The sequence below is a fragment of the Bombiscardovia apis genome (assembly GCF_033095945.1).
In the GTDB taxonomy this organism is placed as follows: domain Bacteria; phylum Actinomycetota; class Actinomycetes; order Actinomycetales; family Bifidobacteriaceae; genus Bombiscardovia; species Bombiscardovia apis.
In genome coordinates this window covers 445,999-457,369 of sequence record NZ_AP026800.1, presented here as the reverse complement: position 1 = coordinate 457,369, position 11,371 = coordinate 445,999, and the positions used below count along the sequence as shown (strand labels likewise).

10 protein-coding genes are annotated in these 11,371 nt (G+C 58.1%); 1 reads left to right on the top strand and 9 read right to left on the bottom strand.

All coding sequences use genetic code 11. The annotated features are described in order from the left end of the window. Positions 1-79: 79 nt before the first annotated feature. Positions 80-1,729 carry an MDR family MFS transporter gene (locus R8377_RS01765; RefSeq protein WP_317643251.1) on the top strand — a complete coding sequence of 550 codons (1,650 nt, stop codon included), beginning with the start codon at positions 80-82 and terminating at the stop codon, positions 1,727-1,729. Positions 1,730-1,828: 99 nt separating this feature from the next. Here R8377_RS01765 and R8377_RS01760 read toward each other — a convergent pair whose 3' ends face one another. From R8377_RS01760 to rplS, 9 genes are all read right to left on the bottom strand, one after another. Continuing rightward, complete coding sequence (locus R8377_RS01760; protein ID WP_317643250.1) at positions 1,829-2,719, bottom strand: GmrSD restriction endonuclease domain-containing protein; 891 nt, start codon at positions 2,717-2,719, stop codon at positions 1,829-1,831. 54 nt (positions 2,720-2,773) lie between these two features. Then, positions 2,774-3,622, bottom strand: a complete 849-nt coding sequence (locus R8377_RS01755) for an aldo/keto reductase (protein WP_317643659.1) — start codon at positions 3,620-3,622, stop codon at positions 2,774-2,776. A 222-nt stretch (positions 3,623-3,844) separates the two neighbouring features. Then, positions 3,845-5,356 (bottom strand): L-arabinose isomerase, encoded by a 1,512-nt coding sequence (gene araA, locus R8377_RS01750; RefSeq protein ID WP_317643249.1) that lies wholly within the window; start codon positions 5,354-5,356, stop codon positions 3,845-3,847. Between the two features lie 66 nt (positions 5,357-5,422). Next, positions 5,423-6,115 (bottom strand): L-ribulose-5-phosphate 4-epimerase, encoded by a 693-nt coding sequence (locus R8377_RS01745; RefSeq protein WP_317643248.1) that lies wholly within the window; start codon positions 6,113-6,115, stop codon positions 5,423-5,425. A gap of 51 nt (positions 6,116-6,166) precedes the next feature. Further along, complete coding sequence (locus R8377_RS01740) at positions 6,167-7,792, bottom strand: xylulokinase (protein ID WP_317643247.1); 1,626 nt, start codon at positions 7,790-7,792, stop codon at positions 6,167-6,169. Between the two features lie 235 nt (positions 7,793-8,027). Beyond that, positions 8,028-9,140, bottom strand: a complete 1,113-nt coding sequence (locus R8377_RS01735; protein ID WP_317643246.1) for a LacI family DNA-binding transcriptional regulator — start codon at positions 9,138-9,140, stop codon at positions 8,028-8,030. Between the two features lie 88 nt (positions 9,141-9,228). Then, positions 9,229-9,942: a ribonuclease HII gene (locus R8377_RS01730; protein WP_317643245.1), complete on the bottom strand. Its 714-nt coding sequence runs from the start codon at positions 9,940-9,942 to the stop codon at positions 9,229-9,231. Continuing rightward, complete coding sequence (gene lepB / locus R8377_RS01725) at positions 9,939-10,754, bottom strand: signal peptidase I (protein WP_317643244.1); 816 nt, start codon at positions 10,752-10,754, stop codon at positions 9,939-9,941. The genes R8377_RS01730 and lepB overlap by 4 nt, the downstream gene beginning before the upstream one ends. 148 nt (positions 10,755-10,902) lie before the next feature. Further along, positions 10,903-11,274: a 50S ribosomal protein L19 gene (rplS, locus tag R8377_RS01720; RefSeq protein WP_317643658.1), complete on the bottom strand. Its 372-nt coding sequence runs from the start codon at positions 11,272-11,274 to the stop codon at positions 10,903-10,905. Positions 11,275-11,371 lie beyond the last annotated feature (97 nt).

The following is an 11,371-nucleotide window of genomic DNA, read 5'->3' as shown; positions in this document are numbered from 1 at the left end:
CATGGGATAACTAACTGGTTCGGGAGCCGGATATGACCCCTCCACCCGTTGGGCGATCAGAAAGAGGAAGTGGTTGTGAATGAGGAAACCAGAGCTGACTGCAAGCAAGCAGGCGCTCAGCAGAGAGGCATCATACGCTAACGGAAAGCTAACCAAACCGGCGCTTATTTCCCTCTCTGTACTCACTGCTATCACGTTTTTGGGCAATTTTACGCAGCTCCAGCTGGCGAGCGCTCTGCCCACTATCGTAGCCGAATTCGGTATCACTTTAACTACCGGCCAGTGGCTGACTTCGATTTTCCAGCTGGTTATGGGCGTCATGGTGCCACTCACCGGCTTCCTCACCAAGCGCTTCTCCACCCGGCAGATCGTTATTACCTCGATGACGATTTTCACGATCGGTTCGCTTTTGAGCTGGCAGTCCACTTCCTTTGCGCTCGTACTCTTCGGCCGTATGCTTGAGGCGGTTGGAACTGGCGCTATGTGGCCGGTTTTACAGATTACCGTCTTCTCGATTTACCCGCTGGCCAGGCGCGGCATGGCGATGGGCACGGTGGGCGTGGCTATGAGCGTGGCCCCGGCTATTGGCCCCGCTTTTGGCGGCTGGCAGACCGATTCGCGCGGCTGGCGCTCCATCTTCCTTTCTCTCGCCGTTTTAGGCGCTGTGGCCCTGGTTGCCTCCCTCTTCCTCTTGCGCAACTTTGGCGAGGTAGACAAGACTATAAAGACTGACTTTTTCTCGGTGGCGCTTTCAATTTTCGGCTTCGGCGGGCTCATGTTTGGCTTCACCAATATTGAGAACTTCTCCATCGCTAGCCCTATGGTGTGGCTGCCGATGATTGTTGGTATTGCAGGCATTGTCTGGTTCGTGTTGCGCCAGCTCCACAAGGAGAAGCCGCTGCTGAACTTGCGCGTGCTCAAGGTGAAGAATTTTACGGTGGGCACGGTTATTGCTTCGCTCTCCTTCTTCGCTTTCAGCTCGGTTACCGTGATTTTGCCGCTCTACATTCAGACGGACCGCGGATTTTCGGCGACGCTGTCTGGCTTGGTGATGCTGCCCGGCGCTATTGGCACTGCTATCGCCCAGTTCTTCGGCGGTCGTTTGCTGGACCGCATGGGTGCCCGCCCGGTGGCTTTGACGGGCTGCTCTATTCTCTTCATCGGCACGGTGGGTATGAGCATGATTGGCTCTACTACTTGGATTGGCATGGTGTCGATTCTTCAGTTTGTGCGCCAGATTGGTATGGGCTTTACACTGATGCCACTGACGACTTGGTCGCTAAACAACCTGCCTCCTAAGGAGCTTTCGGCTGGTTCGGCAGTGACGAATACGGCCCGGCAGATTGCTGGCGCTGTGGGCGCGCCTATCTTGGTGATTGCCATGGAGACGATTACGAATGCCCGCCAGCAGTCCTTGGGCGGCGGTGCGTCTACGCAGATTGCTTCGAACATCTTCGGCGTGCAGTGGGCCCTGCGCATTTCGGCTCTTATCTGCTTCGGCATGCTCACCCTGGTCTACTTCGGCGTGCGCGGCGAGGATGCGGGCTCGGGCAGGGCTATGTCTCGTATGATTTTGCGCCACATGCATTTTGTGCATATTCCCGGTACTGCTAACGCCCGCCAGTCTTCACAGACCGAGTGCGAGGCTGTGCAAAAGGAGAAGACGGCCGCTGCGCAGATGACTACGCCGCCTATTAACGCTCCTGCTGATACCAGCGAAAAGCACTGAGCCGAAGGGCTGCTAGTACAAGTTAAGGGCTGCGAATGCGTAATCATAAACGCATTCGCAGCCCTTTTTTCTTGTATTCGCCGATGCGCAAGCCGCCGCTTACTGCTTGGGTAGCGGCTGGGCCGGGCAGGAGTGGAGCACGCCCAGCATGGCGGTTTTCTCTGCGCTAGTGACCGTCATCCCATACTTGGCTTTGACCCCTATCTGCCGTGACACGTATGAGCAACGGTAGTCCACTTGCGGCGGTAGCCAGTAGGCGGCGGAGGCTGAGCCCTTGTCTTGGTTGGCTTGACCGTCGACTGCGAGCAAGTTGTAAGGGTCATTGCCCATCTGGTAGCGCCTGGCGGTATCCCACTCGCTTGCCCCAGATTTCCAAGCGTTTTCGAGGGCGACTACGTGGTCAATTTGCACTAGCGAACTTGTCTGCGCCCCTCGCACAAAGTTGATGGTTTTGCCAGTGTACGGGTCTTGGAGCACGCCGCTTTTTACCTTGCAACCGCCGGGCTTGGTGTAAGTCACGTTGCGCAGGTCTCGGCTGAGCACGTCTTCGCGCACATTGCAGCCGTTACCGTCTTCGTCGGTCTCTTTGAAGCCGAATGACTTGCGGTCGTAGTGCTTTTTAGGCTTGGGATTGTCGACCACGCTCAATTGTTCCAGGGCTTGGGCTGCGTCTCCACTGGCCGTGTAGCTGCCGGTCATCTGGGCCATGCGAGGGCTCACCCGGGGCAATACAAAGCCAATAGTAATGCCTACTACTACGGCGATGACTAGCAAGATGAGTATGCGCTCGGTGAGCGAAGAGGAGCGGAAGCGCGCTGAGGACGGCGGCTGCGGCCAGTCACCAAGGCCACTATTGCCGCTGCCTTTGGGCCGGTATGCGCGGTTCGGACTGCTACTCCCCCGCTTGGGCGAGCGCGGTCGAGTATTATGCCCGCCGGGCCGGCTGCCGTCATCTGCGCCCGGCCAGTTGGGCTCTCCTGGCATGCTCATTGCAATTCACCCCCTGCTCTTGTGTGCTTGGCTCTTGTGTGCTCGCGTAGTGCATCAGGCGTAGGTGAAGGTCAGCGGGTCGTGGCCTGCGCGCTTGGGGCTGTCGAGCGCGTCGATGCTGGCATGCTCGCTCTCGCTCAGGGAGAAGTCGAAGAGGTTGAGGTTGTCTTGCTGACGGTTGTGGTGCACTGATTTGGGAATAATGATGGTGCCGTTTTCGATATGCCAGCGCAAAATCACTTGAGCCGGGCTCACCCGGTGCTGCTGGGCAATAGCTTCAATCACTCCCCCGCCAGCCTCCAAGTCCGCTCCCCGAGCCAAGGGAGAGTAGGCTTCGACGGCAATACCATGCTCCTTGCAGTAGGATACGGTTTCGCGCTGCTGCCAGGTGGGATGGAGCTCAATCTGGTTGATGACCGGGTATTCGCCGGTCTCCGCGTAAAGCCGCTCCAAGTGCTCGGGTAGGAAGTTGCACACGCCCAGGGATGCGACCCTGCCCTCGGAGCGCAGGCGATCGAAGGCCTTCCAGGTTTGCCCGGAGCGCCAGTTGAAGGGGGTAGGCCAGTGAATCATATACATGTCGACGTAGTCGGTTTGGAGAAGTCCTAGCTGGCGGTCGAAGGCGGCGAGGGCTGAATCGTAGCCCTGCTCGGAATCCTTAAGTTTGGTGGTCAGCCAGAGCTCACTGCGCTTGGGGCCGCTCGCATATCCAGCTTGAGCCAAGCCCTGCCCTACTCCGGCTTCGTTGTCGTAGCCTGCGGCCGTGTCGATGTGGCGATATCCTACTTCTAGGGCTGAGCGCACTACGCTGGCGGTCTGGTCGTTGGCTACTCGCAAGACGCCAAGGCCCACTTGGGGAATGGCCGAACCGTTGCTCAACTCGATATTGGGAATCGTTCTCATAAGATTCTGGGCTCCTATCCGCTCCGCCTGCGCTTGCCTGCGTCCACTACTTGCCATTTCTGACTCCTACTGTAGTAAGAATTCTGCCGAATTGACAGCGGTGAGTCCATTGTGGTCGAATGTGGGCGAGCCCTACTGCCAGGCCAAAACAAAAGGGGCCGGTGGCTACAATGCCAGACTCCGACCCCTAGAATTACTTATCAGCGCCCGAAGGCGTGTGCTTTAGTGCTGGTTCTCCAGACGATGGTAAATCTCCTCCATCATCAAGTCCTTCTCGAATTGCTCAGGCGTGGTGGACTCATCGATGGTCGCTAGCTCAACGCCTGCCATGCGAGCGAAGTCCTCCCAAGCCTCGCGGCCTACGGAAGTGGTCATGCAAGTGTGATGGGCGGCACCGGAACGCAGCCAGCACTCAGCCGACACCTTGAGCGAGGGCTGGGGCTTCCACAGGGCGCGGGCGGTGGGCAGCACCTTCAGAGAACCTTCGGGCTCAACCACGTCGACCACGTTCATAACCAAGCGGAAACGCTCACGCATGTCTGCCATAGAAACCACGATAGCGTCCTTATGCGGAGCCACAGAGAAGACCAGGCGGACCGGATCTGCCTTGTTGCCAATGCCGAGCGGGTGAATCTCCAGCTTGGGCTTAGCAATAGAACCAACGGAGGGAGAGACCTCAAGCATGTGCGAGCCCATGATTTCCTCATGGCCGGGCACGAAGTTGTAGGAGTAGTCCTCCATCAGGGAAGCGCCGCCTTCGAGGCCTGCGCCCATAACTGCGCCGATACGCACCAGCATCGAAGTCTTCCAGTCGCCCTCAGCCGAGAAGCCAAAGCCGTACTCGGAGGGCAAGCGCTGAGGGCCAACGCCGGGCAGCTGACTCAAAGTGCCCAAATCCTCGAAGTTGTCGACCGCGGCAGTTGCGCCGTAGTCGTTCATCATATTCACCATGCCAGCCTCTTCCTTGGCGGCAGTGAAGAGGGAGTCGTAGCGGGCATCGAGCAGCTCAGGAGCCACGTCATACTTGGCCTTGTAGTCCTCAATGAGGGCCTTAACCTGATCGTCTTTAACCTTGTCTACGTAGGAAACCAGCTCGTTGACGGCCCAAGTGTTGACCTGGGTGCCAAAGACGCGCTCGGCCTCAGTCTTGTCGCCTTCGGTGACGGCCACGTTGCGCATGTTGTCGCCCCAACGCATAACGCGCATGGTCTGAGCAGCATCCCAACCGGCGCAGGCGCGGGCCCAAGTGCCAATCTTCTCAGCCACTTCGGGGTCGGTGTAGTGACCGACGACAATCTTGCGGGCGATGCCCAAACGAGTAAGAATATAGCCAAACTCGCGGTCGCCGTGGGCCGACTGGTTGAGGTTCATGAAGTCCATATCGATGGTATCCCAAGGAATCTCGAAATGGTGCTGGGTGTTGAGCTGGAGCAGGGGCTTGGTCAGGACTTCGAGTCCGCGAATCCACATCTTGGCCGGGGAGAAAGTGTGCATCCAGGCCACTACGCCGATGCAGTTGGGGTTGGAAGAGGCTTCAGTCATGAACTGCTTAATGCCGTCCGAGGACTTGAGCGTGGGCTTCAATACGAGCTTGGCTGGAATCTTGCCGGTCTTGTTGAGCGCGTCTACGATTTCGGTGGACTGCTCAGCTACCTGGCGCAGGGCTTCCTCGCCGTAGAGGTCTTGCGAACCGACGCCGAACCAGATTTCCTTGCCTTCAAAGGGATTGTTCATCGTTGTACTTTCTTTCTCAATTGCCAGCTGCTGGGAGCCGGGTGGGATTATTGCAATACGGCTGGCTCAGTGCTGGCCGTAGACGTTCTGATAGCGGTCGTTGAGCTTGGCAATGTCTTCGGGGTCAATCTCGATAATGTCGCCCAATTGCGCGGCAGCCCACATGGTGTGCGCTACTTCCTCGGTCATGGCGGCGGCTTTGACAGCCGATTCTGCGTCTTTGCCTATAGTGAAGGGGCCATGATTTTGCATGAGCACGGCCGGAGAGTTGGGATAGTCCTTGAGCGTCTCGACTACGCCCTTACCGATGGCTTCGGAGCCGATAAGACGGAAGGGGCCTACGGGCACTGGTCCGCCGAATTCGTCGCCCATCATGGTGAGGCCGCAGGGGATGTTCTTTCCGGTGGCTGCCCAGGCGGTGGCGTAGGTGGAGTGAGTATGCACCACTCCGTATACGCCCGGCATATTGCGGTAGATGTAGGCGTGGGAGGCAGTGTCCGAGCTGGGGGCCTCAGAGCCGTCAACCAAATTGCCCTCAAGGTCGGTGACCACCATCGACTGCGGGGTCAGGTATTCGTAGCGCACGCCAGAGGGCTTAATCACCATCAAATCGGCAGTACGCAAGCGCTGGGAAACGTTGCCCGCGGTCCATACAACCAGATTCCACTTAAGCAACTGCTCGTGGAGGGTGGCCACCTGCTCGCGCACCTGCTTCACTTCGGCCCGCACCTCGGGCGAAAAATCAGCTAATGTTGCCATGTCTACTCCTTTGTTTGGTTCTCACTCATAGGTATTGCATCGTTGGAAAGCTCAGGATTCTAGCGGAATGCTAGCGATGGCTGCTCGCTCAATAGGCAGGCCTTGCTGGAAGCGGGCGAAGAAGCGCTCGAAACCTTGTACATCGTTAGCATCCGGCTCTTCCGTAGTGGACTGCGCGCCCTGGAAGACGCTGGCATCCAAATAGTCCGCCAAGTTGCTATCAGCATGGCGCAAGTAGTCAGCCAAGACTGCCATGCCCCAAGCGCCACCCTCGGCCGCGGTCGACATGACCTTGATAGGAGCGTTGAATGCAGCTGCCAGAATCTTTTGCGCTACCTGCGGGGTGGTAAAAATACCGCCGTGGCCCACTAGCGAATCGACCTGCACGCCCTCTTGCTTGGTCATCACATCCATACCAATTTTGACCGGAGAGAAGGCCGAGAAAAGCTGGGCGCGCATGAAGTTGGCTAGGCTCATGCGGCTTTCGGGGCCGCGAGCAAAGACCGGGCGGCCTTCGTCGAGCCCGGCTAAGAACTCGCCCGAATAGAAGCAGTAATTGATGAGTCCGCCCGCATCCGGTTCGCCCTCCAAGGCTGAGCGGAAGAGGGTGGCGTAGAGGTCGTTGGTTTTCATCTCCATGCCAGACGCCTTGGCGAAGTCGGCGAAGACTTTGACCCAAGCGTTGAGGTCAGAGGTGAAGTTATTGGCATGGCTCATGCCTGCTGGGTCGCCCGCCGGGGTGGTGACGGGGTCGACTTCGGGGTGGAGGGCATTGAGCCGGCGCTCCAAAACCACCATAGCGAAGATAGAGGTGCCAGCCGAGACGTTGCCCGTGCGGGGGCGAACGGCGTTGGTAGCAACCATACCCGTGCCTGCGTCGCCTTCGGGAGGAGCCATCGGAATGCCCGGCTGAAGGGTGCCAGTGGGGTCTAGCAGCTCAGCACCTTCAGGAGTCAGCATGCCCGCATCTTGGCCCGCCAGTAGCGGCTGAGGCAGCAAATCCTCTATACGCCAGGGCTGAGCGGCCACCTGTGGCAACTGGCTAAAGACTTGCAACATGGCCTTGTCGAACTCGTGGGTTTGAGAGTCGATGGGGAACATACCCGAAGCATCGCCAATGCCGAGCACCTTGCGGCCGGTGAGCTTCCAGTGCACGTAGCCGGCCAACGTAGTGAAGAAAGCCACCTGCGGCACGTGGGCTTCTTTGTTGAGGATGGCCTGGTAGAGGTGGGCAATGGACCAGCGCTCGGGGATGTTGAATTGGAAGAGCTCGGAAAGCTCCTCGTGGGCCTCGTGGGTGTTGGTGTTGCGCCAAGTGCGGAAGGGCACGAGCAGGTCACCCTTGCTATCGAAGGGCAGGTAGCCGTGCATCATGGCCGAAAAGCCCATCGAGCCTACGCTGGTGAGCGGCAGGTCGTAGCGCTCTTGCACATCGGCAGCGAGCGCCGCGTAGGCAGAGCGCAAGCCCTGCCACACTTCACTGAGCGGGTAGGTCCACAGGCCGTCTACTAGGTGATTTTCCCATCCGAAGTCGCCGGAGGCCAAGGTCTGGTAGTGCTCATCGATGAGGACCGCTTTAATGCGGGTGGATCCGAACTCAATGCCGAGCGAGGTGCGCCCGCTGGCAATCGCGTGGGCTGCTTCAGAGCCAGTTTGCTTGTTGTCTGCGTTCGCCATTGCGCAACTCCTTTGTGACCGGCGCTACGAACTTCTTCGTACGCATAAACTCCTGAGCGAATGGGAGCAAAACCGCATCAGTCCGCAATTGTTAGCGCTCACATTGCTGATCACAATTGTATCGAGAAGGAGGAATTCAGGCAAACTCGGGCAGCCCCGGCGAGGCGCGCGGTAAACGTTGTAAATTCGGGCAAACAATGACCATCTCAACACAGAAGTTTGCAGAAATTATTTTCTAATGGCGCACAGCATGGCCCAGAGAAGAGCGCAACACCACGTCGGTACCAATGAGGCCTACTCCGTGATGCGTTGTTGGGAAGTGGGCCTGCTCGCCCTGGTTCATGAGGGCCAAGACCTGACGCATGGTGGCAGCACCCAAATCAGCGAAGCGCGGGCGCACCGTAGTCAGCGGCGGATACATGTTGTCTACGGTCGGAATGTCGTCGAAGCCCACGATGGAGATGTCTTGCGGAATGCGCAAACCGTGCTCGTGCAAGGCTCTGGCAGCACCTACGGCCTGATTGTCGTTGGCCGTGACCACAGCCGAAGGGAGCGCCCGGCCGGTCATGCCCCGCTCGTCGATTAAGTGGTTCATTAAGGCATACGACTCGCGGGCCTGCCAAGTCTGCGAGCGCACCACTGCCGTGCGAATGCGATATTTCTTAGCCGCCTGCCGCCAAGAATCCAAGCGGGTTGTAGCATCGCGCCACCCACTAGGCCCAGCCATATAGAGGGCCGTGCGATGACCACGCAAAGCTAAGAGCCGGGCCACTTCTTGCACTGCCCCCCACTGGTCAATGCCAGTAAAAGCCAAGCGAGATGAATCTGGCGAACGCCCCAAGACTTCATCGGCCCGCAAGGCTCCGTGAGTTGAAGTGACGATGACTCGCGGCTGACTCACCTGAGCCTTGCAAGCCGCCTCAAACATGGCATCGGTGGGAGTCAGGAAGATGAAAGCGTCAACGTTTTGCTGGAGGAAGTTTTCGCACAGCTGCTCAAAATCGGCCTGGGCGCAATTGCTTTCATCGACCATCATCACCGACATAAACAGGCCGTGGTCGCGGGCGATGGACTCAATCGAAGTGATGGACGAGACCGGGCCGAAGTAGTTCACGCCGCCAGCTACGAGGCCGATAGTGCGCGAGCGCGAAGAAGCCAGAGCCCGGGCGGAATTGCTGGGCCGGTAGTCCAACTCCTCGATGGCGGCCTGCACCTTGGCCCGAGTGGCATCGGAGACGTCGGGCGAATGGTTAATCACGCGAGACACGGTCTGGTGGGAGACACCTGCCAGACGGGCCACCTCGAACATAGAGGGGCGCTTGGAGCCTTGAGATCTTCCCCTGGCCATAAACCACCTCTCTCTTCTCGACCCGAGCATACGCTGTGCCTACTCCCCCAGTATTGCAGAGCCTTCCAGCCCTATCAAGCTGGGCCACTTAGATCAAATGCCAGCTGATGCGATGGTAGTCACTGGGACCGTGTGCCACAATGGCTGCTTGGTGGGTGGCCGAGCCGTATCCCTTGTTGTGGGCCCAATCGTAGGGCTCATATTCGCTCTTGCTCTGCGCTAGTTCAACCATGAGCTGGTCTCGGGTGACTTTTGCAATCACCGAAGCGCAGGCCACGCTAGCGCAGGAAGCATCGGCCTTAACCTGGGTGCCCACTTCTGGAGCTAGGCTCACCGCGGGCGCATCTAAAGTAGGCAGAGCCTTAGAAATATAGTCGTAGGAACCATCGAGGATAGCGCACAAGCGAGGCCGACTGCCGCCTTTCGCAAGCCGCTCTTCCATCTTGAGCTCATCTTCAATAGTGGCCAACGCCCGCAAAGCCGCCAAGCCGAGAGCATGCATGATGCCCCACTCGTCGATTTCCTGATTGCTAGCAGCGCCCACCGCCCAGGCCAGAGGCCAAGTTTTGAGTCCTTCGAGCATGCCCTCGCGAACTCCAGCCGAGAGCATCTTGGAATCAGCTAAGCCCTCTGGCACCGACAAATCGTTGACTGCAGAGGCATCGAGCAGGGCAGCGCCCACCATGACGGGGCCAGCCAAAGCACCGCGGCCCACTTCGTCGAAGCCCACAATATAGTCGGCACCCTGCTGGGCTAGGCTGCGCTCAGCGTCAAGGGTGGGGCGAATCTTTGCCGCGCTCATCGTTGGTAGCCTTGGCTGCCGGAGCTAGAGCTGTATTGGTTGTTGTCGATGTCGGGCACAGCATCAAAGACGTCGTGGTGGTTGTTGAGGCGCTTCCAGTGGCTGAACGGCCAGCACGTGCGCAGGGCCACGCCGGTAATGTTGTCAATCGGCACCATACCGCCCTGGCTGTCGTTGAGATGGTAGCGAGAATCACTGGAATTGGAACGATTATCTCCCAAAACAAACACGTGACCAGCTGGCACATGCACCTCAAAGGGGAAGGAGCTGGGCTCAACGCCCTTCTTCAGATAGGCCGATTCATCGACGGCTTGGCCGTTAATCATGACCGGTTTACCGTTGCCATCGCAGCGGACTTTATCGCCGGGTAAACCTATCAGACGTTTAATCAAAAAGTCATCGTTGGTCTTAACCTTTTCACGATCGGAATCCAACCAGCGGTCAGGATCGTGAAAAACGATAATATCGCCACGTTTGAGATCGCCCGTATTGAGCGTCAAGTTTTGCGTGGTGATGACCCGGTCGCCCACGGCCAAAGTGTTTTCCATGGAGGGCGAAGGAATAAAATACTGGCCCAGAGCAAAGATGCGCACACCCAAAACCAGAACTACAGGCACCAAGCATGCTATGAGGAGGCTAGTGGCCACCTCTACGAACTCATAGCGAATGGTCTCAGGCATGAGCATACGGGCAGCATGATGAGGATGCTCAGCGAAAGCCAGGCGCACATCATCTCCCGAGCGCGGACGGCCCCATTGTAGGCGTGGGGTTTTGGACCGCGAGCGACGGCCCGCATTGCCCTTGCTGCTCATGCAGCCCCCTTTCAACCCTCATACCAACCTATATCAGCATCTTACAAGCACGTGGGGTCCGAAAGCCTAGTGACTTTCGGACCCCACACACTACTACTGCTAGCTGAGAGCAGCCTGAATTGCTACCGGACTAGCCGACAACAACTGCTTAAGCCTTGTTTTCCTTGGCATCACGACGCTCCGGAATGCGAGCAGCCTTACCGCGCAGGTTGCGCAAGTAGTAGAGCTTAGCGCGACGCACACGACCGCGGCGAGTGACCTTAATAGAGTCAATCTGCGGGGAGTGCAGGGGGAAGCGACGCTCCACACCCACACCAAAGCTGATCTTGCGCACCAGAACGGTCTCGCGTACGCCCTGGCCAGAAATGGCAATGACAATACCGGAGAAGGTCTGGATACGGGTGTGATCACCTTCGCTGATGTTCACGTTTACTTCGATGGTGTCGCCAGCGCGGAATGCAGGAATAGCTTCCGCAGACTTCATATGCTTGGCATCGAATTGCTCAATAGCATTCATAATATACCTCCGTCACCGCCGCATATCAGCGCAGCTTGGTTCATGGGCAGGCCCAGCCGAAGCTAGCCAGCCCGCATCTATCCCTTGCCAGTTACCCAGC

What these genes read in the sequence shown, in the direction of transcription:
- R8377_RS01765 (WP_317643251.1), top strand. Translation starts at nt 80, where the DNA reads ATGAGGAAACCAGAGCTGACTGCAAGCAAGCAGGCGCTCAGCAGAGAG.
- R8377_RS01760 (WP_317643250.1), bottom strand. Translation starts at nt 2,719, where the DNA reads ATGAGCATGCCAGGAGAGCCCAACTGGCCGGGCGCAGATGACGGCAGC.
- R8377_RS01755 (WP_317643659.1), bottom strand. Translation starts at nt 3,622, where the DNA reads ATGAGAACGATTCCCAATATCGAGTTGAGCAACGGTTCGGCCATTCCC.
- araA (WP_317643249.1), bottom strand. Translation starts at nt 5,356, where the DNA reads ATGAACAATCCCTTTGAAGGCAAGGAAATCTGGTTCGGCGTCGGTTCG.
- R8377_RS01745 (WP_317643248.1), bottom strand. Translation starts at nt 6,115, where the DNA reads ATGGCAACATTAGCTGATTTTTCGCCCGAGGTGCGGGCCGAAGTGAAG.
- R8377_RS01740 (WP_317643247.1), bottom strand. Translation starts at nt 7,792, where the DNA reads ATGGCGAACGCAGACAACAAGCAAACTGGCTCTGAAGCAGCCCACGCG.
- R8377_RS01735 (WP_317643246.1), bottom strand. Translation starts at nt 9,140, where the DNA reads ATGGCCAGGGGAAGATCTCAAGGCTCCAAGCGCCCCTCTATGTTCGAG.
- R8377_RS01730 (WP_317643245.1), bottom strand. Translation starts at nt 9,942, where the DNA reads ATGAGCGCGGCAAAGATTCGCCCCACCCTTGACGCTGAGCGCAGCCTA.
- lepB (WP_317643244.1), bottom strand. Translation starts at nt 10,754, where the DNA reads ATGAGCAGCAAGGGCAATGCGGGCCGTCGCTCGCGGTCCAAAACCCCA.